The 24,424-nt window shown below is 67.0% G+C and carries 21 protein-coding genes and 3 tRNA genes; 21 read left to right on the forward strand and 3 right to left on the reverse strand.

Translation table 11 applies throughout. The features are described from left to right. Positions 1 to 27 precede the first annotated feature (27 nt). The 15 genes from VFL64_RS05195 to VFL64_RS05265 all read left to right on the forward strand — a co-directional run bounded on the left by VFL64_RS05195 (position 28) and on the right by VFL64_RS05265 (position 14,403). Complete coding sequence (locus VFL64_RS05195) at positions 28 to 2,658, forward strand: motility hub landmark protein FimV (protein ID WP_489539322.1); 2,631 nt, start codon at positions 28 to 30, stop codon at positions 2,656 to 2,658. 42 nt (positions 2,659 to 2,700) lie between these two features. Then, positions 2,701 to 3,489 (forward strand): tRNA pseudouridine(38-40) synthase TruA, encoded by a 789-nt coding sequence (gene truA, locus VFL64_RS05200; RefSeq protein WP_489539323.1) that lies wholly within the window; start codon positions 2,701 to 2,703, stop codon positions 3,487 to 3,489. After that, positions 3,486 to 4,133: a phosphoribosylanthranilate isomerase gene (locus tag VFL64_RS05205; RefSeq protein WP_489539324.1), complete on the forward strand. Its 648-nt coding sequence runs from the start codon at positions 3,486 to 3,488 to the stop codon at positions 4,131 to 4,133. Before truA ends, VFL64_RS05205 begins: the two co-directional genes overlap by 4 nt. 14 nt (positions 4,134 to 4,147) lie before the next feature. Then, positions 4,148 to 5,392 (forward strand): tryptophan synthase subunit beta, encoded by a 1,245-nt coding sequence (gene trpB, locus VFL64_RS05210; RefSeq protein ID WP_489539325.1) that lies wholly within the window; start codon positions 4,148 to 4,150, stop codon positions 5,390 to 5,392. After that, on the forward strand, positions 5,389 to 6,216 hold the full coding sequence (trpA, locus tag VFL64_RS05215; protein ID WP_489539326.1) for a tryptophan synthase subunit alpha: 828 nt from the start codon (positions 5,389 to 5,391) through the stop codon (positions 6,214 to 6,216). Before trpB ends, trpA begins: the two co-directional genes overlap by 4 nt. Further along, a complete protein-coding gene (gene accD, locus VFL64_RS05220; RefSeq protein WP_489539327.1) occupies positions 6,213 to 7,085 on the forward strand; it encodes an acetyl-CoA carboxylase, carboxyltransferase subunit beta in 873 nt (290 codons plus the stop codon). Before trpA ends, accD begins: the two co-directional genes overlap by 4 nt. Positions 7,086 to 7,152: 67 nt before the next feature. Beyond that, positions 7,153 to 8,454, forward strand: coding sequence for a bifunctional tetrahydrofolate synthase/dihydrofolate synthase (folC, locus tag VFL64_RS05225; RefSeq protein ID WP_489539328.1), 1,302 nt, complete (start codon positions 7,153 to 7,155; stop codon positions 8,452 to 8,454). Between the two features lie 100 nt (positions 8,455 to 8,554). Continuing rightward, the gene (locus VFL64_RS05230) at positions 8,555 to 9,343 is read left to right on the forward strand and encodes an SPOR domain-containing protein (protein ID WP_489539329.1); all 789 of its coding nucleotides are present in this window, start codon (positions 8,555 to 8,557) and stop codon (positions 9,341 to 9,343) included. A gap of 9 nt (positions 9,344 to 9,352) precedes the next feature. Further along, positions 9,353 to 9,859, forward strand: a complete 507-nt coding sequence (locus tag VFL64_RS05235; RefSeq protein WP_489539330.1) for a CvpA family protein — start codon at positions 9,353 to 9,355, stop codon at positions 9,857 to 9,859. A 16-nt stretch (positions 9,860 to 9,875) separates the two neighbouring features. Continuing rightward, on the forward strand, positions 9,876 to 11,402 hold the full coding sequence (purF, locus tag VFL64_RS05240) for an amidophosphoribosyltransferase (RefSeq protein ID WP_489539331.1): 1,527 nt from the start codon (positions 9,876 to 9,878) through the stop codon (positions 11,400 to 11,402). A 2-nt stretch (positions 11,403 to 11,404) separates the two neighbouring features. Beyond that, on the forward strand, positions 11,405 to 12,613 hold the full coding sequence (locus tag VFL64_RS05245) for an O-succinylhomoserine sulfhydrylase (protein WP_489539332.1): 1,209 nt from the start codon (positions 11,405 to 11,407) through the stop codon (positions 12,611 to 12,613). Between the two features lie 4 nt (positions 12,614 to 12,617). Next, entirely contained in the window at positions 12,618 to 14,012 is a 1,395-nt protein-coding gene (gltX, locus tag VFL64_RS05250; RefSeq protein ID WP_489539333.1) for a glutamate--tRNA ligase, read from the forward strand. Positions 14,013 to 14,061: 49 nt separating this feature from the next. Continuing rightward, positions 14,062 to 14,137: transfer RNA gene (locus tag VFL64_RS05255), tRNA-Ala, on the forward strand. Between the two features lie 75 nt (positions 14,138 to 14,212). Then, positions 14,213 to 14,288, forward strand: a tRNA-Glu gene (locus VFL64_RS05260). A gap of 38 nt (positions 14,289 to 14,326) precedes the next feature. Beyond that, a tRNA-Asp gene (locus VFL64_RS05265) sits at positions 14,327 to 14,403 on the forward strand. A gap of 70 nt (positions 14,404 to 14,473) precedes the next feature. Here the strand turns inward: VFL64_RS05265 and VFL64_RS05270 are convergent. From VFL64_RS05270 to VFL64_RS05280, 3 genes are read right to left on the reverse strand one after another with little or no spacing between them, the layout of a single operon-like run. Then, on the reverse strand, positions 14,474 to 15,415 hold the full coding sequence (locus VFL64_RS05270; RefSeq protein ID WP_489539334.1) for a DMT family transporter: 942 nt from the start codon (positions 15,413 to 15,415) through the stop codon (positions 14,474 to 14,476). Between the two features lie 15 nt (positions 15,416 to 15,430). Beyond that, the gene (locus tag VFL64_RS05275; RefSeq protein ID WP_489539335.1) at positions 15,431 to 15,877 is read right to left on the reverse strand and encodes a DUF6691 family protein; all 447 of its coding nucleotides are present in this window, start codon (positions 15,875 to 15,877) and stop codon (positions 15,431 to 15,433) included. Beyond that, on the reverse strand, positions 15,874 to 16,296 hold the full coding sequence (locus VFL64_RS05280; RefSeq protein WP_489539336.1) for a YeeE/YedE family protein: 423 nt from the start codon (positions 16,294 to 16,296) through the stop codon (positions 15,874 to 15,876). The genes VFL64_RS05275 and VFL64_RS05280 overlap by 4 nt, the downstream gene beginning before the upstream one ends. A 704-nt stretch (positions 16,297 to 17,000) precedes the next feature. Here VFL64_RS05280 and fdnG point away from each other — a divergent pair. From fdnG to VFL64_RS05310, 6 genes are all read left to right on the forward strand, one after another. Next, positions 17,001 to 20,090: a formate dehydrogenase-N subunit alpha gene (gene fdnG, locus VFL64_RS05285; protein ID WP_489539337.1), complete on the forward strand. Its 3,090-nt coding sequence runs from the start codon at positions 17,001 to 17,003 to the stop codon at positions 20,088 to 20,090. A gap of 85 nt (positions 20,091 to 20,175) precedes the next feature. Continuing rightward, positions 20,176 to 21,069 carry a formate dehydrogenase subunit beta gene (gene fdxH, locus VFL64_RS05290; protein WP_489539338.1) on the forward strand — a complete coding sequence of 298 codons (894 nt, stop codon included), beginning with the start codon at positions 20,176 to 20,178 and terminating at the stop codon, positions 21,067 to 21,069. 10 nt (positions 21,070 to 21,079) lie between these two features. Next, complete coding sequence (locus tag VFL64_RS05295; protein WP_489539339.1) at positions 21,080 to 21,721, forward strand: formate dehydrogenase subunit gamma; 642 nt, start codon at positions 21,080 to 21,082, stop codon at positions 21,719 to 21,721. After that, positions 21,718 to 22,722, forward strand: coding sequence for a formate dehydrogenase accessory protein FdhE (gene fdhE / locus VFL64_RS05300; RefSeq protein WP_489539340.1), 1,005 nt, complete (start codon positions 21,718 to 21,720; stop codon positions 22,720 to 22,722). Before VFL64_RS05295 ends, fdhE begins: the two co-directional genes overlap by 4 nt. Beyond that, positions 22,722 to 24,197 (forward strand): L-seryl-tRNA(Sec) selenium transferase, encoded by a 1,476-nt coding sequence (selA, locus tag VFL64_RS05305; protein ID WP_489539341.1) that lies wholly within the window; start codon positions 22,722 to 22,724, stop codon positions 24,195 to 24,197. Before fdhE ends, selA begins: the two co-directional genes overlap by 1 nt. Continuing rightward, a partial coding sequence (locus VFL64_RS05310) for a GTP-binding protein (RefSeq protein ID WP_489539342.1) occupies positions 24,197 to 24,424 on the forward strand: 228 nt, incomplete at its 3' end. The genes selA and VFL64_RS05310, both read left to right, overlap by 1 nt.

A 24,424-nucleotide genomic window follows, 5' to 3' on the forward strand; every position in this document is an offset into this window, starting at 1 on the left:
TTGGGAGACGCCTTGAAAAGTAACTCGTTGTACACAGGGCGATTCGCTCTGACCGGGGCGGCTCTCGCCGCCATGTGTCTCATGGGCTCGAATGCCTGGGCTCTAGGCCTTGGCCGCCTCAATGTGCAGTCGGCATTGGGCGAGACCCTGCGCGCCGAGATCGACGTCACCAGCATCACGCCGGAGGAGGCCTCCAACCTCAACGTTCGTGTGGCGCCGCCTGAGTCGTACCGTGCTGCGGGTATCGACTACAACTCGGTGCTGCCGGGCACCCAAGTCGTCCTCCTCAAGCGTGCGGACGGGCGCTCTTACCTGGCGATGAGCAGCGACCGCGCGGTTCAGGAGCCCTTCGTCGATGTGATCCTGGAGATCACCTGGTCGACCGGCCGCCTGGTTCGTGAATACACGCTGCTGCTCGATCCGCCGGTAACGCGCGTGGCGGCTGCGCCTGCGGCCCCATCGGCAACCACGTCGCCGGTGATCACCCCGGCTCCGAGCGAGACCGCTCCCGTCGCCGCGCGCCCCGAGCGCAAGCCGGCCGCTCCCAAGGCTGCCCCGGCGGCACCTGCCGAGTCGACCGCCACGGCTGAACCGCGCAAGCCGCGCGCCAAGGCTCCGATGGCTGCCGAGCCGAGTGAAGCCGGTGCTGATGAGTACAAGGTGCGTGATGGCGATTCGCTGTCGCGCATCGCCAGCCGCACGCAACGCCCGGGCGTGTCGCTCGACCAGATGCTGGCCTCGCTCTATCAGGCCAACCCCGATGCCTTCATCAACGCCAACATCAACCGCCTGAAGTCGGGCGTTGTTCTGGCGGTGCCTTCGGCCGACGCTGCCAAGGCCATGACGCCTGCCGACGCGCGCCAGCTGATCCAGGCGCAGAGTGTCGATTTCGGCACCTACCGTGAGCGCCTTGCTTCGGCGGTGCCCGCGGCCAAGACAGATGGCACGTCTCGCCAGGCCAGCGGCAAGGTGCAGTCGTCGGTGGACGATCGCAAAGCCTCGGCAACGCCGGCGCCGGACAAGCTGACCCTGAGCAAAGGCACTGCCGGCAAGGCCTCAGCGCCTGAAGACCGCCTGTCGAAGGAACGCGAGAAGAAAGATGCCTCCGCCCGCGTGGCCGAGTTGTCCAAGAACGTCGATGAGCTGAAGAAGCTCTCCAGCGCCTCCGCCGCAGCCTCTGGCAAGGCTCCCGCGGTGGCGGCCGCACCGGTGGCGCCGCCCGTGGTCGTGCCTCCGGTCACGCCCCCGAAGCCGCCGGTCGTGCCTCCCGCTCCGGCACCGGCTCCCGTCGCGCCGCCGCCCGCTCCGGTTGTTGTGCCGCCGCCGGCTCCCGCGCCTGCTCCCGTTGCGGTCGCATCGGCTCCGGCCGTGGTGGCTGCGGCGTCTGCTGCGGCCAGTGCCGCGGCGGAACCTGCCAGCGCACCGGCCGTGGCCGTTGCACCGCCGCCTCCCCGCCCCGCGCCAGCGTCGGCTCCTGCGGCTGCGCCTGTCGTCGAGCCGCCTGGCCCGTTCGCTTCGCTGCTTGAAGACAACCCGCTGGTGCTGGCCGCAGGCGCAGCACTGATTGCGCTGCTCGCCGGCTTCGGCATCTACCGCTTCACCAAGCGCGCCAAGAAGGACAGCGGCGAGACGTCGTTCCTCGAAAGCCGCTTGCAGCCTGACTCCTTCTTCGGCGCCAGCGGTGGCCAGCGCATCGACACCCGCGATGCGGGTGGTGCTTCGTCGTCCATGAGCTACTCGTTGAGCCAGCTTGATGCGATCGGCGATGTCGATCCGGTTGCTGAGGCCGACGTGTACCTGGCCTACGGTCGCGACCTGCAGGCCGAAGAAATCCTCAAGGAAGCCATGCGCGCCAGCCCAGAGCGTCTGGCCATCCGCACCAAGCTGCTCGAGGTCTATGCCAAGCGTCGCGACACCAAGGGCTTCGAACTGCTGGCCACGCAGCTCTACGGTCTGACCGGCGGCCAGGGCGATGATTGGGTGAAGGCCCAGGAAATCGGGCTGCAGATCGACCCAGACAATGCGCTCTACCAGCCGGGCGGCAAGCCCGCCGCCGGCGAAGGCGATGGCCGCCCTGCTGCCGAGTTGCTGGGTGCCAGCACCATGCCGCAGTCGGTGCTGCCGTCACCGTCCGAGTTCGGGACCAGTGGCGCGTCGGGCAGCGGGTTCGATACCACCTCGGGTGGCGGCATCGACCTCGATCTGGACCTGGGTGCACCCGATACGGCGCCTCCGGCCGCTCCTGCGCGCCGCGTGGAACAGACTCAACCCCTGGCCGTGCCGCAAGACGTGCCTTCCCTTGAAGACATGAGCTTCAACCTTCCGCCCGCCGCCGCACCGGTGGCTGCCGCGCCGAGTTCGGGGTCGATGGACTTCGACCTGGGCAGCATCTCCCTCGACTTGGGCGACGACTCGACCATCGCCAAGCCCAAGGCCACCCCGGCCGCTCCGCCGGTGGAGGACTTCGGTGCGATCGACCTGGGCGAAGCCGCCGGAGACGACGGCGCAGACCCGATCGCCCGCAAGCTCGAACTGGCAGAAGAGTTCCGCCAGATCGGTGACATGGAAGGCGCTCGCGACCTCTTGCAGGAAGTGGTGGCCAAGGCCAGCGGTGCCGTCAAGACGCGCGCCCAGGCCATGCTCAACGACCTGGGCTGATCGCCTGGGTTCGTGGGTGCCCTTCTGGGGCAAGAGGTTCATGTGAGGCTGGCCCTGGGCGTCAGCTACCGGGGCCAGGCCTACAACGGCTGGCAAAGCCAGCCGAATGGCCGCACGGTGCAGGATCATCTGGAACAGGCGCTGTCGCAGTTCGCGGCAGCGCCTGTTCGCACGATGTGTGCCGGTCGCACCGATGCCGGTGTGCACGGCTTGAACCAGGTCGTCCACGTCGATCCGCCCGTCCAGCGTGAACTCATGTCCTGGGTGCGCGGCACGAACCGCTTTCTCCCTGCCGACATCGCGGTGCAGTGGTGCCGCGAGGTGCCCGATGACTTTCATGCCCGCAACAGCGCGCACGGGCGGCGCTACGCCTACGTCTTGCTGGAGTCGCCGGTTCGTCCGGCGCTGGAGTCGGGTGCGGTCGGATGGGTATTCCGGCCCTTGAGCGTCGCTGCCATGCGCGAAGCGGCCAATGCCTTGATCGGCGAGCACGACTTCAGCGCCTTCAGGTCGTCGGAGTGCCAGGCGGCTTCCCCTGTCAAGCAACTAAGAGCCATCGCCATCCATCGCCTCGGTGCCTACTGGCGTTTCGACTTCGATGGTTCGGCCTTTCTGCACCACATGGTGCGCAACATCATGGGCTGTCTGATCGCCATCGGCAGTGGACAGCGCCCGCCGAGCTGGATGCAGGCCGTGCTGGCTTCGCGTTCGCGCGAGGCCGCGGCGCCCACGTTCTCCGCCGACGGCTTGTACTTCGTGGGGCCGTACTACGATGCAGGCTTCGCCTTGCCTTCGCACACGCCGCCCATGGACTGGCTGCCGCACCCATGACCACCCGCACCCGAATCAAGATCTGTGGCCTCACGCGCGAGGCCGATGTGGACGCCGCGGTCGATGCCGGGGCGGACGCCATCGGCTTCGTGCTCTACCCGCGCAGCCCACGCCACGTCACCGTCGAGCGCGCCGCCGCGCTGGCCCGGCGCCTCCCTCCCTTCGTGACGCCCGTGGCCTTGTTCGTCAATGCGGAAGCGGCGCTGATCGCGGCGGTCGCACAGGCGCTGCCCAATGTGCTGCTGCAGTTCCATGGTGATGAGACCCCGGCCGACTGCCGCGCTGCAGGGAGGCCCTTCGTGCGGGCGGCGCGCATGTCGCCGGGGTTCGATTTGCTAGACTTCGCTTCCCAGTACCCTCACGCCCAGGGGCTGTTGCTCGACGCTCACGTCGAGGCCTATGGGGGCAGTGGAAAGGTCTTCGATTGGTCTCTCATTCCTTCAAACGTGCCCCGTCCAGTCGTTTTGTCTGGTGGGTTGCATGCCGGAAATGTGATCCAAGGGATTCTTCAGGTACGGCCCTCGGCCGTTGACGTCAGTTCCGGCGTCGAGAGCGCCAAAGGCATCAAGGATGCCGCGGCGATACGCCGGTTTTGCGAGGCCGTCCGCGATGCGGATGCGCGCATCGCAGACTCAGCCACCTGAAAGCGAGACACTCAATGTTGAACTACCAGCAGCCCGATGCCCGCGGGCACTTCGGGCCATACGGCGGCAGCTTCGTCGCCGAAACCCTTGTCCATGCGCTCGACGAACTCAATGCTGCCTATGAACAGGCGCGCAAGGATCCGGCCTTCATCGCCGAGTTCGAGTACGAGCTCAAGCACTTCGTCGGCCGCCCCAGCCCGATCTACCACGCAGCCCGCCTGAGCCGCGAGCTGGGCGGTGCGCAGATCTACCTCAAGCGCGAAGACCTCAACCACACCGGTGCCCACAAGGTGAACAACACCATCGGGCAGGCATTGCTCGCGCGCCGCATGGGCAAGCCGCGCGTGATCGCTGAGACCGGTGCCGGCCAGCACGGCGTGGCCACGGCCACGGTCTGCGCGCGCTACGGCATGGAATGCGTGGTCTACAGGGGCAGCGAAGACGTGAAGCGCCAGTCCCCCAACGTTTACCGCATGAACCTGCTCGGCGCCCGTGTGGTGCCGGTGGAAAGTGGCTCGAAGACCCTGAAGGACGCGCTCAACGAGGCCATGCGCGACTGGGTCACCAACATCGAGAACACCTTCTACATCATCGGCACGGTGGCCGGCCCGCACCCCTACCCGGCGATGGTGCGTGACTTCCAGCGAGTGATCGGCGACGAGTGCCTGGTGCAGATGCCTGAAATGGCTGGCCGCCAGCCCGATGCCGTGATCGCCGCGGTGGGCGGTGGTTCCAACGCGATGGGCATCTTCTACCCCTACATCCCGCATGAGAAGACGCGCCTGATCGGCGTCGAAGCGGCCGGGCAGGGGTTGGAGTCGGGCAAGCATTCCGCGAGCCTCACCAAGGGTTCGCCCGGCGTGCTGCACGGCAACCGCACTTACCTGCTGCAAGACGACAACGGCCAGATCACCGAGACGCATTCGATCTCGGCCGGCCTCGACTACCCCGGCGTCGGCCCTGAACACGCCTACCTGAAGGACATCGGCCGTGCCGAGTACGTCGGCATCACCGATGAAGAAGCGCTCAAGGCCTTCCATCGCCTGTGCCGCACCGAGGGCATCATCCCGGCGCTGGAGTCCTCGCATGCCGTGGCCCATGCGATCAAGATCGCGCCGACCATGCGGCCCGACCAGCATCTGCTGGTCAACCTCTCCGGCCGAGGGGACAAAGACATCGGCACCGTGGCTGATCTCTCCGGCGCCGAATACTTCGACCGTCCCTCGCAGGCCGGCCGCAGCGTGAAGGGGGCCGCATGAGCCGCATCGGCCCCGTTTTCGAGGCGCTCAAGGCGCAAGGCCGCAAGGCGCTGATCCCCTACGTGACCGCGGGCGACCCGTACCCCGATGCCACGGTCGAGCTGCTGCTGGCGATGGCGAAAGCCGGCGCCGACGTGATCGAGCTGGGTGTGCCGTTCTCCGACCCCATGGCCGACGGCCCGGTGATCCAGCGTGCGGGCGAGCGGGCCCTGGCCAAGGGCATCGGCATGCCGCAGGTGTTCGATTTCGTGCGTGGCTTTCGCCGCAGCAACGACAGCACGCCCATCGTGCTGATGGGCTACGCCAACCCCATCGAACGCTACGACCAGCGCCTGGGTGAGGGCGCCTTCGTGCGCGATGCCAAGGCGGCCGGTGTCGACGGCGTGCTGGTCGTGGACTATCCGCCCGAGGAGTGCGAGGCATTTGCTGCGCAGATGCGGGCTGCGGAACTCGACCCGATCTTCCTGCTCGCGCCCACCTCGACCGAACAGCGAATCAAGGATGTCGCACGCATCGCCACCGGCTTCGTCTATTACGTGTCGCTCAAGGGCGTCACCGGTTCCGGTGCGATCGACACCCGGGCAGTGGCTGAGGCCGTTCCCCGCATTCGCGCGCATGTGAAGGTGCCGGTCGGGGTGGGTTTCGGCATCCGGGATGCCGAAACGGCCAAGGCCGTGGGAGCTGTTTCCGATGCGGTCGTGATCGGCGCCCGCATCGTGCAATTGCTCGAATCCCAAACGCGCGACAATGTCGTCCCCGCGGGTGCGGCGTTCATCGCCGAAATCCGCGCCGCCCTGGACAGCTTGAAAGGAGTTCCCGCATGAGTTGGCTTGAGAAACTGCTGCCACCCAAGATGCAGCAGACCGACCCGAGCGAACGCCGCACGGTGCCCGAAGGTCTGTGGATCAAGTGCCCGTCGTGTGAAACGGTCCTCTACAAGAACGACCTGGAGCAGAACATCAACGTCTGCCCCAAGTGTGGTCACCATCACCGCATCGGCGCGCGCGCCCGGCTGAATGCCTTCCTCGACGGCGAAGGCCGCTACGAGATCGGGCAGGAGGTCGTGCCGGTCGACGCGCTCAAGTTCAAGGACAGCAAGCGCTACCCCGAGCGCCTGAAGCACGCGATGGAAACCACGGGCGAGACCGATGCGCTCGTCGTCATGGGCGGCGCACTGCACACCATCCCCGTGGTGGCGGCCTGCTTCGAGTTCGACTTCATGGGCGGCTCCATGGGTTCGGTGGTCGGCGAGCGCTTCGTGCGTGGCGTCGAGATGGCCGTCGAGCAGAAGGTGCCCTTCATCAGCTTCACCGCCACCGGTGGCGCGCGCATGCAAGAGGGCTTGCTGAGCCTGATGCAGATGGCCAAGACCAACGCGGCCATGACACACCTGGCCAAGGCCAAGCTCCCCTACGTGAGCGTGCTGTGCGATCCCACCATGGGCGGTGTGTCGGCGAGCTTCGCCTTCATGGGTGACATCGTGATCGCCGAGCCCAAGGCACTGATCGGCTTCGCTGGCCCGCGCGTGATCGCCGACACCGTGCGTGAAACCCTGCCCGAAGGATTCCAGCGAGCCGAGTTCCTGATGCAGACCGGCGCCATCGACGCCATCGTCGACAGGCGCGAATTGCGCGGGGTGATCGCCAGGTCGCTGGCCATGCTGCAGCGGCAAAGTGCCGACGCAGTTGCCTGAGTCTTTGACCCTCCGCTGACAAGGGCGGCCATGGCCGCCCTTGTTCATTCAAACACCTACACATCCCATGCCCCATCCCACGACCCTGGCCGAATGGCTGGCCCATTGCGAGCGGCTGCACACCAAGGACATCGACATGGGCCTGGCACGCAGCCAGGAGATCAAGCGCCGGCTGGGCCTCGAGTTCAAGGTGCCGGTGATCACCGTGGCCGGAACGAACGGCAAGGGCTCCACCTGCGCCATGCTCGAAGCCATCGGCCTGCAGGCCGGCTACCGCGTGGGCCTGTACATCAAGCCGCACTTCGTGCACTTCGAAGAGCGCTGCCGCGTCAATGGCGCCATGGTGTCGGCCGCTGAGTTGATCCCTCATTTCGAAGCCGTGGAGCAGGCGCGCGGCGAGATGGCGCTCACGTACTTCGAGTTCACCACCCTGGCCATCATGCGGCTGCTGTCACAAGCCGATCTCGACATGGTGATTCTGGAGGTGGGCTTGGGCGGGCGCCTCGACACGGTGAACGTGATCGACGCCGACTGCGCTGTCATCACTGGCATTGCCCTCGACCACATGGAGTACCTCGGCCCGGATCGCGAATCCATCGGTCGCGAGAAGGCCGCGATCATGCGCCCGGGCCGCCCGGCGGTCTTCAGCGACCCGGTGCCGCCCCAGAGCGTGGGTGCGTACGCGCAGGAGATCGGTGCCGACCTGTGGCAGATCGGCCGCGACTTCAACTACGCGGGCGACAAGCAGCAGTGGAGCTGGGCCGGGCGCAGCAAGCGTTTCAATGCGCTCGCCTACCCGGCGCTGCGCGGAGCCAACCAGCTGCTCAACGCCTCCGGTGCGCTGGCAGCGTTCGAGACTTTGCGCGACCGCCTGCCGATCACTGCACAAGCCGTGCGCAATGGCCTTGCCACGGTCGACTTGCCGGGGCGCTTCCAGATCGTTCCCGGCCAGCCTACCCTCGTGCTGGACGTGGCGCACAACCCGCAGGCCGTGGGTGCGCTCTTCCAGAACCTCGACCAGATGGGCTTCTTTCCGCGCACCCATGCGGTCTTCGGGGCGATGGCCGACAAGGATCTGACCGCCATCCTCACCCGCATGGCACCCATCGTCGACCACTGGCACTTTTGCGACCTGCCGGTGGCCCGCGCGGCAACGGCGGCGCAACTCCAGGCCCTGCACGAGAGCCTCGCCCTGCGTGGCCCCGGGCCGGTCACCATCACCTGCCATGCCGGCCCCGGCCAGGCCCTGCGCGCAGCGGTGTCCGGCGCAGACCCCGCTGATAGAATCGTGGCCTTCGGCTCGTTTTACACCGTGGGCGGCGTGCTGAAGGACGGCCTGCCCCGTCTGACCGCCAAGCACGTCGGCTGAACCAGCCACTCCGGCCCTGCATCGCCGGCCATCCGTGCGGGTGGGCGACACACACAAAGGCCTCCAAAGCACCGTTGTGCCCACCTGGAACCAGCACTGCATGGGTTTGCTGTCATTTTTCAAGCGCAAGCAATCGAGTGATGCCGCCAAGCCGGCTGCGCCGATTCCCGAGTCCGCCGATTCGGTGCAAGAGGCCCGCACGCGTGCGCGGCAGCGGCTTGTAGGTGCGGTGGTGCTGGTCGCCTCCGGCGTGATCGGCTTCCCCTTGCTGTTCGAGACGCAGCCTCGGCCTTTGCCGGTCGACACACCCATCGAGATTGCACGCAAGGACGCTGCCGCGCCCTCGGCGCCAGTTCCGCGCACCACACCGGCACCCCGTGCGACGACACCGGTCGCGCCCAACGTGATCATCGAGAGCCCGGCAGACGGCGGCCGCGAGGTGGCCGCCGCATCGGCACCAGCGGCGGCTCCGCCGGCTGCTACCCCGTCCACACCCGAAACCAAGCCGGTCAAGCCAGAGGCCGTGGCCGTGGCCCCGAAGCCCACGCCCAAACCTGAGCCCAAACCAGACGCCAAACCCGAAGCCAAACCCAGCGAGAGTGCTCGCGCCCAGGCCCTGCTCGATGGCAAGGAGGGCGCCGACAAACACGCTGCGGCCGAAGGGCGCTTCGTCGTACAGGTTGGTGCCTTTGCCGAGGTGACGGCGGCACGTGAGGCCCGGCAGAAGGTCGAGAAGCTCGGCCTCAAGACCTACACCCAGGTGGTCGAGACATCGGGCGGCAAGCGCATCCGCGTGCGTGTCGGCCCGTTCGCCTCGCGCGGCGAGGCCGACAAGGCCGCCGACAAGATCAAGTCGGCCGGTCTGAGTTCCGCGGTCTACACCCTCTGACGCCGGGCCATGCAATGGGTCGACATCGTGATGGCAGGCGTGCTGGCCCTCTCGGTCATCGTCGGGCTGGTGCGGGGCCTGGTGTTCGAGGTGCTGTCCCTTCTGGGGTGGTTCGTGGCGTACTTTGCGGCCCACTGGTTTGCGGGCGACCTGGCGCCGCACATTCCCGTGGGCAAACCAGGCTCAGCGGTCAACCACGCGGCGGCCTTCGCGTCCATCTTCGTGGCGGCACTGCTGGGCTGGGCGATCATTTCGCGGCTGCTGCGCCTGCTGATCCACGCGACCCCGCTCAGCCTGCCGGACCGCCTGTTCGGTGCCGTGTTCGGCGTGCTGCGTGGGCTGGTGCTGCTGCTTGCGGCAGCAACCGTGATCAACCTCACGCCGCTGATGAAATCTCCGGCGTGGCAGGCTTCGCAGGGTGCACAGTGGCTGCAGATCGTGCTCGATGGCTTGCACCCGCTGCTTCCGCCCCAACTTTTGCAGCTTCTGCCGGCGCGTGCCGGCGCGGCGCGTTGAAACCCAAGGACTTCCTATGTGCGGCATCGTCGGTGTCATCTCCAAGAGCCCGGTCAACCAGCTGATCTATGACGCGCTGCTGCTGCTGCAGCACCGCGGGCAGGACGCAGCCGGCATCGTCACGATGCAGGGCACCAAGTGCTTCATGCACAAGGCGCGTGGCATGGTGCGCGACGTGTTCCGCACCCGCAACATGCGTGCGCTGCCCGGCCCCGTGGGCCTGGGTCAGGTGCGTTACCCGACCGCCGGCAATGCCTACAGCGAAGAAGAGGCGCAGCCCTTCTACGTGAATGCGCCTTACGGCATCGTGCTCGTGCACAACGGCAACCTCACCAACGCGCACACGCTCAAGCAGGAGCTGTTCGACATCGACCGTCGCCACATCAACACCACCAGCGACACCGAGGTCCTGATCAACGTGCTCGCGCACGAGCTGGAGGTGGCTGCGCGTGACCTGCCTCTCACGCCCGACGAGATCTTCAAGGCCGTGAGCGCGGTGCACAAGCGCATCAAGGGCTCGTACGCGGTGGTGGCGCTGATCGCCGGCCACGGCCTGCTGGCCTTCCGCGACCCATACGGCATCCGCCCGCTGTGCTTCGGCGAGGGCATGACGCCCGAAGGCCGCGAGGTGATGGTGGCGAGCGAGTCGGTGGCCATCGAAGGCACCGGCCACAAGGTGACGCGCGACGTGGCGCCCGGCGAGGCCATCTTCATCGACCTCGAAGGCAACGTGCATGCAAAGCAGTGTGCCGACGCGCCCACGCTCAACCCATGCATGTTCGAGTTCGTCTACCTCGCGCGGCCTGACTCCGTGATGGACGGCATCTCGGTCTACCAGGCTCGCCTCAACATGGGTGAGACGCTGGCGCAGCGGCTCATCTCGACCATCCGGCCGAACGAGATCGACGTGGTGATCCCCATCCCCGAATCGAGCCGCCCCTCGGCCATGCAGCTCGCGCAGAAGATTGGCAAGCCCTACCGCGAAGGCTTCGTGAAGAACCGCTACGTGGGCCGCACCTTCATCATGCCGGGGCAGGGCATGCGCAAGAAGTCGGTGCGCCAGAAGCTCAACACCATCGGCATGGAATTCAAGGGCCGCAACGTGCTGCTGGTCGATGATTCCATCGTGCGTGGCACCACGTCGAAAGAGATCGTGCAGATGGCGCGTGACGCAGGTGCACGCAAGGTCTACATGGCTTCGGCCGCGCCGCCGGTGCGCTTCCCCAATGTGTACGGCATCGACATGCCGACCAAGGAAGAGCTGATCGCGCACAACCGCAGCATCGAAGAGATCCGCGAGTTCATCGGTGCCGACGCGCTGATCTACCAGGACGTGGACGCGATGAAGAAGGTCGTGGGTGCACTGAACCCTGGGCTTGCCGGCTTCGAAGCCTCGTGCTTCGACGGGCGCTACGTCACCGGCGACGTGTCGGTGGCCGACTTCGACGCCATGGCTACCCAGCGCCAGGCGCAGGGCGACGAGGAAGACGGCAACAACGACCGTTCGCGCCTGGCCCTGCAAAGCGCCACCGAACAGTCCTGACCGTGGGCAAGAAGATCCCGCGTGTCGACCTGCCGCCCGGTCTGCGGCGCGACACGTTGGCCGTGCGCGAGGGTTTGCCGCCCAGTGCGTGGGGCGAGAACTCGGAAGCCCTGTTCCTGACCAGCAGCTTCGTGCAGCCCGATGCGGCCACGGCCGCAGCGCGCTTCGCCAACGAAGAAGAAGCTTTCATCTACTCGCGCTTCAGCAACCCGACGGTCACGATGTTCGAGCGTCGCCTGGCGGCGCTCGAAGGCGCCGAGGCCTGCATCGGCACGGCCAGCGGCATGGGGGCGATCCTGCTGCTGGGCCTGGGCCTGCTGAAAGCTGGCGACCACGTGGTGTGCTCGCAAAGCGTGTTCGGCTCGACCATCATGTTGTTCGGTCGCGAGTTCGGCAAGTTCGGCGTCGAGACGAGCTTCGTGTCGCAGACCGACGTCGATGCGTGGCGCACGGCGCTGCGTCCCAACACGCGCTTGCTGTTCGCCGAATCGCCGACCAACCCGCTGACGGAGGTCTGCGACATCCGCGCGCTCGCGGCCATCGCCAAGGAGGCCGGTGCGCTGCTGGCTGTCGACAACTGCTTCTGCTCCCCCGCGCTGCAGCGACCGATGGAGTTCGGCGCCGACGTGGTGATTCATTCCGGCACCAAGTACCTCGACGGTCAGGGTCGTGTGATCGCCGGTGCGTTGTGCGCCAGCGAGCAACTTGTCAACGAGAAGTTCGTGCCGGTGATGCGCAGTGCCGGCATGTCGCTCTCGCCCTTCAACGCCTGGGTGGTGCTCAAGGGCCTGGAGACGCTGGACATCCGCATGCGCGCCCAGTCCGAGCGCGCGCTGCAGCTTGCCACCTGGCTGGAGCAGCAGCCGCAGGTCGAACGCGTGTTCTATCCGGGCCTGCGCTCGCACCCCCAACACGAGCTGGCCATGGTCCAGCAGTCGGGCCTGGGAGCGGCCGTGGTGTCGTTCATCGTGAAGGGCCAGCGGCAGGGCGCCTTCCATGTGATCGACAGCACCCGGGTGTGCTCGATCACCGCCAACCTGGGCGACACCAAGACCACCATCACCCACCCCGCCAGCACTTCGCATGGGCGCCTGAGCGAAGAGCAGCGCCAAGCCGCCGGAATCACGCAGGGACTGATCCGCGTGGCGGTGGGCCTCGACGACGTAGAAGACCTGAAGGCCGACCTGTTGCGCGGCCTCGCAACGCTGTGACCCCATGACCCAGAAGATCCGCACCCGCATCGCCCCGTCGCCCACCGGCTTCCTGCACCTGGGCACAGCACGGACCGCCTTGTATTCGTGGGCCTTCGCCCGCCACTACGGCGGCGAGTTCGTGCTGCGCATCGAAGACACCGACGTGGCCCGTTCCACGCAAGACTCGGTCGACCAGATCCTCGCCTCGATGAAGTGGCTGGGGCTCGACTACGACGAAGGCCCGATCTACCAGATGCAGCGCCTGGATCGCTACCGCACCGTCGTCGACCAGCTGATCGCGCAAGGCAAGGCCTACCGCTGCTACACCACGCCCGAAGAGCTCGACGCCATGCGCGAAGCGCAGAAGGCACGCGGCGAGAAGACCCACTACGACGGCCGCTGGCGTCCAGAGCCGGGCAAGCAGCTGCCCGCGCCTCCCGCTGGCGTGCCGCCCGTGATCCGCTTCGCCAACCCCAAAGACGGCGTGGTGACCTGGGACGACCTCTGCAAGGGCACGATCAGCATCGCCAACCGCGAGATCGACGATCTCATCATCATGCGTGCCGACGGCGTGCCGACCTACAACTTCGCCGTGGTCGTCGACGACTGGGACATGAAGATCAGCCACGTCTTCCGTGGCGACGAGCATGTCAACAACACGCCATGGCAGATCAACATCTTCAACGCACTCGGCGCGCCGCTTCCGCTCTTCGGCCACGTGCCGGTCATCCTGGGCGACGACGGGCAGAAGCTTTCCAAACGGCGCGGCGCGGTGAGCGTCACGGCCTATGAAGAGAACGGCTTCCTGCCAGAAGCCATGCTCAATTACCTGGCCCGTCTGGGCTGGAGCCATGGCGACGAAGAACTGTTCAGCCGCGAACAGCTCGTCGAGTGGTTCGATGGCAGTCACCTCTCCAAGAGCCCGGCGCAGTGGGATGCGGCCAAGCTCGCCTGGGTCAATGCGCACTACCTCAAGGCGCTGCCCGACGCTCGGCTCGCGGAGTTGGTGACAGGGCAGTTGAAGCGGCGTGGCATCGCCTCGGTCAGCCAGACCGACGTCGCCCGCGTGATGGGCCTCTTCAAGGACCGTTGTTCCACCACGGTCGAACTCGCCGACTGGGTGGCCATGTATTTCGCCGACGTGCAACCCACGGCCGACGATCTGGCCGCGCATGTCACAGATCTCGTCAAGCCTGCCCTGCCGACGCTGCGTGGCAAGCTCGCGAACGCCGAGTGGAACAAGGTGGCGATCACGGCGGCGATCAAGGAAACGCTGGCTGCGCACGGCCTGAAGATGCCGCAGTTGGCCCACGCGGTGCGTGTGCTGGTGTGCGGTCGTGCACAGACACCGTCCCTCGATGCGGTGCTCGAACTCTTCCCCAGAGAAACTGTTTTGGCGCGTTTGCCAAACGCCTGAATATCTGTCTATAATCGCGGTCTCGCTTGAACAGTGCGACCTTTTAAACGGGGGTATAGCTCAGCTGGGAGAGCGCTTGCATGGCATGCAAGAGGTCAGCGGTTCGATCCCGCTTACCTCCACCAAATCCGAAAGGGTTGCTTCGAAAGAGCAGGTGGCGCACGGTTCAAGTTGTATGAAGGTAGTTTCGAAAGAACACAGTCCCCTTCGTCTAGAGGCCTAGGACACCACCCTTTCACGGTGATTACAGGGGTTCGAATCCCCTAGGGGACGCCAAGTTTGATGGCGCTTGTGCAGCGATGCAGAAGCCATCTGGAGTGGTAGTTCAGTTGGTTAGAATACCGGCCTGTCACGCCGGGGGTCGCGGGTTCGAGCCCCGTCCACTCCGCCAAACAAGACAACGGGTTAGCGCGAAAGTGCTAACCCGTTTTTCTTTGCCGGTTTGCACTTGATGCGATGCGCTACGCAGCTGGATCCTTGGTCACCAGCCAGATCCCGTAGCAGACGAGCAGCAGCGCAACACCGTTGCGCCACTCGAGAATGCTCTCGTTGAGGAACACCGACGACAACACGGCGCCGAATACCGGCACCATGAAGTTGAACGCGGTGATCATGCTGACGCGGTTGTACTTGAGCAGCAGGCTCCAGATCGAGATCGCCAGCGACGACAACACCACCATGTACGCGAGCAACGCGGTCGATGCGGGGGTGAAGCCATGCAACTCCCCGCCGGTGACGTAACCGCCGATCAGCAGCACAGCGCCGCCGACCATCAACTGGTAGCCCGTCATGACGATCGGGTCGATGCCCGCCGAGATGCGCTTGCCGTAGATGCTGGCCGCAGCGAGCACGAACGCCGCGATGACGACAAAGCCTTCTCCAAGCAGCGTGAAGTCGAATTGCAGCAGGCCACCCAGACCGGCGCCGAAGTTGACGACCATCACGCCGACGAAGCCGACCGCGCAGCCGAGGATCTTCGCGTAGCTCAGCCGGTCGTTGTGATAGATGAAGTGCGCCAGCAGCACGCTGAAGAAGGTGCCCGTGGCATTCATGATCGAGCTCTTGACGCCGGTGGTGTAGGCCAGCCCGATGTAGAAGAACACGTACTGCAGTGTGGTCTGCAGCAGGCCGAGCACGGCGAACTGGCCCAGTGTTCGGCCGGAGAAGCCGCCGATGCGCTTGCCGCTGACGAGGGCATAGACCATCAGCAGCACGCCCGCGAACAGGAAGCGCCAGCCCGCGAATACCAGCTTGGAGGCGATGTCGGCCGATGCAATGCCGAACAGGGCGTACCCATTCTTGATGGCCGGGTACGAACTGCCCCACAGCAGGCAGCAGAACAGGGCCAGCAGGAAGACGACCTTGCGGTTGGTGAAGAACGTGTGGTGAGTCTGGTGAGGCAAGGCGGTTCCTTGGCCTTATTCCGTGAGGTACGCGGCGTTGTCCAAGCGGCGGCTCCACTGCCGCAGTGCGATGCCCGCCACCAGCGCAGGCAGGAACCACAGCATCTCGGTGTTGCCGAACCCGAGCGAGGCGATCGCCGGCCCGGGGCAGTAGCCGGCCAGGCCCCAGCCGATGCCGAAGAGGGCTGCGCCGGCCAGCAGTGGCGTGTCGATGGCGGTCTCGAAGTTCAGGTGAAAGGCGTCGTCGAACAGCGGCCCCTTTCGGCGCAACACGAGACGGTAGCCGGCAAATGCGACGGCCACGGCGCCCCCGATCACGAACAGCAGGCTCGCGTCCCAGCGACCAGCGATGTCGAGGAAGGCCAGCACTTTGTGCGGGTCGGTCATTTGCGACCAGGACAGGCCGACGCCGAACACGGTGCCGGCCAGCAAGCCGCCTGCAGCTTGAGCGAGCGGCCTCATGCCAGACCACCCAGCACGTGGCGCATCACGTAGGTCGTGAGCATGGCGACGGCCACGAACACCACGGTAGCCACCAGCGACCTGGGCGACAGGCGAGCCAGGCCGCAGACGCCATGTCCGCTGGTGCAGCCGTTGGACAGCGAGGTGCCGTAGCCCACCAGCAAGCCGGCGATCACCAGCAGCGCTGGCGCGACGCCAGCGCGCGGAGCCGGTGCGCCGTGCAGCGCGACGAAGGCGCCTGCTCCCAGCACCAGCCCGCCGAGAAAGGCCCAGCGCCAGGCCGAGCGGGGCTGGAACACCGCGCCAGCGGCGATGCCGACAACGCCGGCGACGCGGCCGTTCAAGGCCAGGAGCAGCACCGCTGCGGCGCCGATCAACAGGCCGCCGCCGAGAGAAGACAGGATTGCGTCAAGGTTCATGCACGGAGTGTCGCCCACGCGCAGCGGCTGTGTCCGGCGCGTTCGCCCTGCGGCTGGGCCGCGGTGGTTCGCGGCTGGCGTTGGTCCACCGTCACCCCGGGCGCGCTGCAGCGCAGCAAGCGCCGGTCTTCCGTAGCTTGCCTATTGTGGGCGCCAGACCTTTGGCGTAAGTTCCGAGGTGCCGTGTGGGGATACCCGCTTGGCGACCCGGATTCATCAGCAATCTGGCTGTCCCGCAGGGGCGCCGGCATGGCCATCACGCGTTGGGGGTCGGATGAAGCTGCATCGCAGTCGTTGGGGCTCGGTGATCGCACTTGCGGGGGCGCTGCTCTCGGTGGCTGCGTGCGATCGGGGCGCAAACCCGCCCGGTGCTGCGCCAGGCAGTGCCGGCAGCGGCGGCGCTGCAGCGCCTAACGCCGTCAAGCCTCCCTCTGCAGACCTGCCGTCCTCGGGCGCTGGGCCTGCCGATGGCTCCACGGCCATTGGTGGCGTCGTGACGAACCAAGGGACCAACAACCCAGGCATGGGCAACGCCCCCGCGCCGACAGCAGGAGACGGCGCCGCATCTGCGGCCAGCCCGTCGGCCTCGAAATGAACGGGGTTCCCAGCTCTCGCTGTGACCGCCCCGACCCGGCGCGTGCCGCGGCACCGTCGTTCAAACCACTTCTTTCCTCTCTCACCCGTGTGCCACAGGAGGCTCGTCCATGGACATGAACCGAAGGCAGTTCTTCCGCGTGAGCGGCGCAGGGCTGGCCGCATCCACGCTCGTGGCGCTGGGCTTCTCGCCCGCGACCGCGCTGGCCGAGACGCGGCACTTCAAGCTCGCCCGCACCACCGAGACGCGCAACACCTGCCCATATTGCTCGGTGGGTTGCGGGATCATCATGTACAGCCTGGGTGACAAAGCCAAGAACGTCGCGGCCGACATCATCCACATCGAGGGCGACCCCGACCACCCGGTGAACCGCGGCACGCTGTGCCCCAAGGGCGCCGGGCTGCTCGACTTCGTGCACAGCCCCAACCGGCTCAAGTACCCCGAGATCCGTGAGCCCGGCAGCAAGGAATGGAAGCGCGTCTCGTGGGACGAAGGCATGTCGCGCCTGGCCCAGCTGATGAAGGCTGACCGCGACGCGAACTTCGTGGCCACCAACGCCAACGGCCAGATGGTGAACCGCTGGACGACCACCGGCATGCTCTGCGCCTCGGCCTCGAGCAACGAAACGGGCTACATCACCCACAAGGCGATGCGCTCGATGGGGATGCTGGTCTTCGACAACCAGGCGCGCGTCTGACACGGACCGACGGTGGCCAGTCTGGCCCCGACGTTCGGCCGCGGTGCGATGACCAACCACTGGGTGGACATCAAGAACGCCGACCTCGTGCTCATCATGGGCGGCAATGCCGCCGAGGCCCACCCCTGCGGCTTCAAGTGGGTGATCGAGGCCAAGCACCACAACAAGGCCAAGCTGATCGTGGTCGACCCGCGCTTCACGCGCTCGGCTGCCATGTCCGACTACTACGCGCCCATCCGCGCGGGCAGTGACATCGCCTTCCTGGGCGGCGTCATCAACTACCTCATCAGCAACAACAAGCTGCAGCTGGAGTACGTCCGCAACTACACCAACGCGCCCTTCATCGTGGGCGAGGCTTACGGCTTCCAGGACGGCATCTTCAGCGGCTACGACGAGACCAAGCGCAGCTACAACAACGCGAGCTGGGGCTACGAGCTCGACGAGAAGGGCTTTGCCAAGGTCGACCCGACCATGGAGCACCCGCGCTGCGTGCTGCAGGTGATGAAGAAGCACTACGCGCGCTACACGCCCGAGGTGGTGAGCCGCATCACCGGCACGCCGCAGGACAAGTTCCTGAAGGTCTGCGAGATGGTCGCCACCACGGCGGTGCCCGGCCGCACCATGACCATCATGTACGCGCTGGGTTGGACGCAGCACAGCCAGGGCTCCGAGATGATCCGCGCCGCGGCCATCGTGCAGCTGCTGCTGGGCAACATCGGCGTGCCGGGCGGCGGCATGAACGCGCTGCGCGGGCACAGCAACATCCAGGGCCTGACCGACCTGGGGCTGCTCTCCAATTCGCTGCCGGGCTACCTCTCGCTCGCGCGCGAGTCCGAGCAGGACCTGGACACCTACTACAAGACGCGGGCGCCGAAGCCGCTGCGGCCCAACCAGATGAGCTACTGGCAGAACTACCCCAAGTTCTTCGTCAGCCTGCAGAAGGCCTGGTGGGGCAACGCAGCGACCGCCGAGAACAACTGGGCCTTCCACTACCTGCCCAAGATCGACAAGGTCTACGACGTGCTGCAGGCCTTCGAGCTGATGAACCAGGGCAAGCTGAACGGCTACATCTGCCAGGGTTTCAACCCGGTGGGCTCCTTCCCCGACAAGAAGAAGATCATCACCGGCCTGTCCAAGCTCAAGTTCCTGGTCATCATCGACCCGCTCAACACCGAGACCGCCGAGTTCTGGCGCAACTACGGCGAATACAACGACGTGAAGAGCGAGGAGATCCAGACCACCGTCTTCCGCTTCCCCTCGACCTGCTTCGCCGAAGAAGACGGCTCGCTCACCAACTCGGGCCGCTGGCTGCAATGGCACTGGAAGGGCGCCAACCCACCTGGCGAGGCGCGCGGTGACCCGGAGATCATTGCCGACCTCTTCAATCGCATGAAGCAGGCGTACGTGAAGGACGGTGGCGCCTTCCCCGACCCCATCGTCAACCTCACCTGGCCCTACAAGATCCCGCATGCGCCTTCGGCCGAAGAGCTGGCGATGGAATACAACGGCAAGGCCCTGAAGGACGTGCTTGCACCGCCCGACCCGAAGGACCCGAACGCTCCGCCCAAGGTGCTGGCCAAGGCGGGCGAGCAGGTCTCGGGCTTCGGGCTGCTGCGCGACGACGGCTCCACGGCCTGCGGCTGCTGGATCTACGCCGGCGCCTGGACGCAGGCCGGCAACCAAATGGCCCGCCGCGACAACAGCGACCCCTGGGGCATTGGCCAGACGCTGGCCTGGGCCTGGGCCTGGCCGGCCAACCGGCGCATCCTGTACAACGCGGCCTCCAGCGCACCCGACGGCAAGCCGTGGAATGCCAAGCGCAAGCTGGTGCAATGGGGTGGCAGCGCCTGGGGCGGGGCCGACGTGCCCGACATCCGCCCCGATGCCAACCCCGGCGATGCCGACCGCGTGCAGCCCTTCATCATGACGGCCGAGGGCGTGGCGCGGCTCTTTGCGCCCACCGGCATGGCCGAAGGCCCGCTGCCCGAGCACTACGAGCCCTTCGAGTCGCCGCTGGCGACCAACCCCATGCACCCCAACAACCCGAAGGCGCGGGCCAACCCGGCGGCGCGCATCTTCAAGGGCGACATGGAGAAGCTCGGCACCCCGAAGGACTTCCCTTACGTGGCCACGAGCTACCGGCTCACCGAGCACTTTCACTACTGGACCAAGAACGTCGAGACCTCGGCGGTGATCCAGCCGCAGCAGTTCGTGGAGATCGGGGTGGAGCTGGCCAAGGCCAAGGGCATCGCCAACGGTGACATGGTGAAGGTCTCGTCCAACCGCGGCTTCATCAAGTGCGTGGCGGTGGTGACGCAGCGCATCCCGCAGCTGGACGTGGATGGCCGCAAGGTCGACACGGTGGGTCTGCCGAATCACTGGGGCTTCGTCGGCGTGGCCAAGCGGGGGTATCTGGTGAACACGCTGACGCCTTTCGTGGGCGACGCCAACACCCAGACGCCTGAGTACAAGTCGTTCATCGTCAACATCGAGAAAGCCTGAACATGAACCCCCAAGCTCACGTTCGTTCGCTGCCCCCCGAGGGGGCGCAGGCCTCCTTTGGGGCGGCCCGGCAGGAGGCCTGACCATGTCATCACTGCAATCGCTTGACATCGCAGCGCGCTCGGCGACGACGACGCCCAGCCCCCAGGCGCGCACCACACTTGAAGTCGCCAAGCTCATCGACGTGCCCAGCTGCATCGGCTGCAAGGCCTGCCAGGTGGCGTGCATGCAATGGAACGACCTGCGCGACACCGTGGGCCACAACGTGGGCGTGTACGACAACCCGGCTGACCTGTCCGACCAGTCGTGGACGGTGATGCGCTTCTCCGAGGTCCAGACCAAGACGCAGACGGAAGAGATGAAGCTCGAATGGCTGATCCGCAAGGACGGCTGCATGCACTGCGAAGACCCGGGCTGCCTGAAGGCCTGCCCGGCGCCGGGTGCGATCGTGAAGTACACGAACGGCATCGTCGACTTCATCGAAGAGAACTGCATCGGCTGCGGCAACTGCGTCACCGGCTGCCCCTTTGACGTGCCGCGCATCAGCAAGAAGGACAACAAGGCCTACAAGTGCACGCTGTGCTCCGACCGCGTGGGCGTGGGCCTGGAGCCGGCCTGCGTGAAGGCCTGCCCCACGGGCGCCATCCGCTTCGGCAGCAAGGAAGACATGCTGGAGTACGGCGCCGTGCGCGTGGCCGACCTCAAGGAGCGCGGCTACGCTCAGGCCGGCGTGTACGACCCGCCCGGCGTGGGCGGCACGCACGTGGTCTACGTGCTGCAGCACGCCGACAAGCCCGAGCTGTACCACGGCCTGCCGGCCAACCCGAGCATCAGCCCGTGGGTCTCGCTGTGGAAGGGTGCGGCCAAGCCGCTGGCGCTGGCCGCGATGATCGGCGCGGTGGTGGCTGGCTTCTTCCACTACGCCAAGGTGGGCCCGTCGGATGCCGACGCCGATGCCCGTGAGCGTGAAGACGCTTGAAGGAGCCGCCATGACGACACGCTTCTACCAGCGCTACACCGACAGCACCCGCATGAACCACTGGGCGGTGGCCTTGCTCTTTCTCTGCGCCGGGCTGTCGGGCCTGGCCTTCTTCCACCCTGCGCTGTACTTCTTCACGCTGCTCTTCGGTGGCGGTACCTGGACGCGCATCCTGCACCCCTTCTTTGGCGTGCTGATGGTGCTGGGCTTCGTGGGGCTTTACGCCCGGGTCTGGCGCGACAACATCTGGAGCCCGCGCGACCGCGAATGGATGAAGGCGGCACCGCAGCTCATCAAGACGGGCGACGAGGGCGCCATGCCGCCGGTGGGCAAGTACAACGCCGGCCAGAAGCTCGTGTTCTGGGCCTTTGCCGTGAGCCTGCTGCTGCTCTTCGTCACTGGCTTCGTCTTCTGGCAGCCGTGGTTCGCCGATTACTTCGCGATCCCGCTGCGGCGTGTTGCTGTCGTCGTGCATGCCGTGTCGGCGGTGGTGCTCATCCTCAGCGTGATCGTGCATGTCTATGCCGCGATCTGGGTCAAAGGCACTCTGCGGGCCATGATGCGCGGTACCGTGAGCGAACATTGGGCGCGCCGCAATCACCCGCTGTGGCATGGCGAGGTCAGCGGTGAGCGCCACCACGAGGCGAGATGACCCTGAGCACCACCACCCGACTGCTCTCACCGGAAGAAATCGCCGTCCAGGCCGGGCAGCAGGTGCCTTACCTGCGCCTGCCCGAGCGCAGCACGCTGTTCGCCGAGCGCGAGATGCGCCTGCGCCAGCGCGCAAGCGGCCACGCGATGCGCGACTTCCTGCTCTTCGCCGCCGAGTTGGCCCATGTGCAGCACGCGTTGCTGCAGCTGCACCCGGCCGTGCCCTTGCCCGATCGCGAGGCGCTCGACGCTGCCTCGCGTGCCGGCCGGCCGCCCTTGGCGGCGGAAACCTGGCCGCGCGACGCCGCCTGGCTGGGGCTGTTCCGCGATCTCGTGGACAGGCTGCTGCCGCGCTTGGCCGGCAGCCCCGCTCAGGCCGCCGTGGCCGCCTTGCGCGATGCCGACGCAACGTGGCTGGAGCAGCAGGCCGACCGCCTGCTCAACGGCGTGATGCTGGGCCTGGACCTGGCCGCCGCACCGCTGGTGGCTGCCGCCCTGCAGGTGCACTGGACGCACCTCGTGCTGGCCACCGAGGCCGCGCGCACGCCGCAGCAGCCCGCACCCTTCGGCCGCACCGACGACGCCACCGCCTGCCCCTGCTGCGGCAGCCGGCCCACCGCCAGCATTTCGCGCATCGGCGGACACGACGGCCACCGCTTCCTGCACTGCGCGCTGTGCGCCACGCAGTGGCACATGGTGCGCATCAAGTGCACGCATTGCCTCAGCACCAAGGGCATCCACTACCAGTCGCTGCAGCGCGCCCACGATGACAACCCCGATGCCAAGCAGGCTGTCGAGGCCGAGACTTGCGACGAGTGCGGCCACTACCTCAAGATCGTGCACATGGAGCGCGACCCGAACGTCGAACCCGCGGCCGATGACCTGGCCACGGTCACGCTCGACCTGCTCGTCTCCGAGGCTGGCTTCCAGCGCCACGGCGTGAACCTGATGCTGATCTTCGGCGAGCCCGACGACAGCCCACCCGACGGCGGAGGCGGCTGATGGCCGCGACCGACGAATCCGTGGTTCACGGTTCGGGGTCGGCGCAAGACAAGGCCCAGCCCCAGGACCTGCCCGCCATCGACAAGCTGCTGCGCGCCCCCGCCGTGCAGGCGATGGTGGCCACGCACGGCCACACGCTGGTGGCGGGCGAGGCGAGGGCGCTGCTCGATGCGTTGCGTGCCGAGGTGCGGGCCGGGCAGGTGGTGCGCAGCCGCGTCCAGCTCGATGCGCTCGCCGTTGCGCTTGATGCGCGCGTGGCAGCGCGACTCGCTCCACGCCTGCGGCCGGTGCTCAACCTCACCGGCACCGTGATCCACACCAACCTCGGCCGCGCGCTGCTGGCCGACGCGGCGCTGCAGCACCTGCTCGCCGTGATGTCCGCGCCCAACAACCTGGAGTACGACCTCGGCTCCGGCGGGCGCGGCGACCGCGACAGCGTCGTCGAGGAGCTGCTGTGCACGCTCACCGGCGCCGAGGCCGCCACGGTCGTCAACAACAACGCGGCCGCGGTGCTGCTCACCATCGCCGCGCTGGCGCATGCGCAGCCGGATCGCAACGAGGTGGTCGTCTCGCGCGGCGAACTGGTCGAGATCGGTGGTGCCTTCCGCATGCCCGACGTGATGGCCAGCGCCGGCGCGCGCATGGTCGAGGTGGGCACGACCAACCGCACCCATGCGCGCGACTACGAGCTCGCCATCAACGAGCGCACCGCGCTCGTGATGAAGGTGCATACCAGCAACTATGCGGTGCAGGGCTTCACGGCCGCGGTCGACGAGGCCACCCTTGCCGGCATCTCGCATGCACACGGCGTACCGCTGGCCACCGACCTCGGCAGTGGTTCGCTGGTTGACCTGGCCGCCTATGGCCTGCCGCGCGAGCCACTGCCGCAGGAGATGCTGGCCGCCGGCTGCGACGTGGTCACCTTCTCCGGCGACAAGCTGCTGGGCGGCCCGCAGGCGGGGCTCATCGTCGGCAGCAAGACGGCCGTGGGTCGCATTCGCACCTACCCGATGAAGCGTGCGCTGCGCGTGAGCAAGCTCCCGCTGGCCGCGCTGGAGGCCACGCTGCAGCTCTACCTGCGGCCCGAGCGGCTGGCGCACGACCTGCCCACGCTGCGCCTGCTCACCCGGCCGCTTGCGGCCATCCGCTCGCTCGCCCAGGCCCTGCTGCCCGAGGTGGCCGAGGCGGTGGCGCCGCGCTTCACGGCCGACGTGGTGGCGCTGCAAGGCCAGATCGGCTCCGGCTCGCTGCCTGTCGAGCGGCTGCCTTCGGCAGGTTTGGCATTCGCACCGGCGGGCACGTCGAAGAAGGGCATCGGCACCGCGCTTGATGCGCTGGCCACCGCCCTGCGCAGCCTGCCACAGCCGGTGATCGGCCGCATCGCCGACGACCGCCTGCTGCTCGACCTGCGCTGCCTCGAAGACGGCGCAGACCTCACCACGCAACTGCCCGCACTGCGCGCGAGGCTCGGCTGATGATCGTCGGCACCGCAGGCCACATCGACCACGGCAAGACCACGCTGGTGCGCGCGCTCACCGGCGTCGACACCGACCGCCTGCCCGAGGAGAAGGCCCGCGGCATCTCCATCGAACTCGGCTACGCCTTCCTCGACGTTACCGACGGAGAGCGCATCGGCTTCATCGACGTACCCGGCCACGAGCGCCTGGTGCACACGATGCTCGCCGGCGCCACCGGCATCGAC

Origin of the sequence: Rhizobacter sp., assembly GCF_035702065.1 — a bacterium.
Classification (GTDB): Bacteria; Pseudomonadota; Gammaproteobacteria; order Burkholderiales; family Burkholderiaceae_C; genus Rhizobacter.

What these genes read in the sequence shown, in the direction of transcription:
- VFL64_RS05205 (WP_489539324.1), top strand. Translation starts at nt 3,486, where the DNA reads ATGACCACCCGCACCCGAATCAAGATCTGTGGCCTCACGCGCGAGGCC.
- trpB (WP_489539325.1), top strand. Translation starts at nt 4,148, where the DNA reads ATGTTGAACTACCAGCAGCCCGATGCCCGCGGGCACTTCGGGCCATAC.
- trpA (WP_489539326.1), top strand. Translation starts at nt 5,389, where the DNA reads ATGAGCCGCATCGGCCCCGTTTTCGAGGCGCTCAAGGCGCAAGGCCGC.
- accD (WP_489539327.1), top strand. Translation starts at nt 6,213, where the DNA reads ATGAGTTGGCTTGAGAAACTGCTGCCACCCAAGATGCAGCAGACCGAC.
- folC (WP_489539328.1), top strand. Translation starts at nt 7,153, where the DNA reads ATGCCCCATCCCACGACCCTGGCCGAATGGCTGGCCCATTGCGAGCGG.
- VFL64_RS05230 (WP_489539329.1), top strand. Translation starts at nt 8,555, where the DNA reads ATGGGTTTGCTGTCATTTTTCAAGCGCAAGCAATCGAGTGATGCCGCC.
- VFL64_RS05235 (WP_489539330.1), top strand. Translation starts at nt 9,353, where the DNA reads ATGCAATGGGTCGACATCGTGATGGCAGGCGTGCTGGCCCTCTCGGTC.
- purF (WP_489539331.1), top strand. Translation starts at nt 9,876, where the DNA reads ATGTGCGGCATCGTCGGTGTCATCTCCAAGAGCCCGGTCAACCAGCTG.
- gltX (WP_489539333.1), top strand. Translation starts at nt 12,618, where the DNA reads ATGACCCAGAAGATCCGCACCCGCATCGCCCCGTCGCCCACCGGCTTC.
- VFL64_RS05275 (WP_489539335.1), bottom strand. Translation starts at nt 15,877, where the DNA reads ATGAGGCCGCTCGCTCAAGCTGCAGGCGGCTTGCTGGCCGGCACCGTG.
- VFL64_RS05280 (WP_489539336.1), bottom strand. Translation starts at nt 16,296, where the DNA reads ATGAACCTTGACGCAATCCTGTCTTCTCTCGGCGGCGGCCTGTTGATC.
- fdxH (WP_489539338.1), top strand. Translation starts at nt 20,176, where the DNA reads ATGTCATCACTGCAATCGCTTGACATCGCAGCGCGCTCGGCGACGACG.
- VFL64_RS05295 (WP_489539339.1), top strand. Translation starts at nt 21,080, where the DNA reads ATGACGACACGCTTCTACCAGCGCTACACCGACAGCACCCGCATGAAC.
- fdhE (WP_489539340.1), top strand. Translation starts at nt 21,718, where the DNA reads ATGACCCTGAGCACCACCACCCGACTGCTCTCACCGGAAGAAATCGCC.
- selA (WP_489539341.1), top strand. Translation starts at nt 22,722, where the DNA reads ATGGCCGCGACCGACGAATCCGTGGTTCACGGTTCGGGGTCGGCGCAA.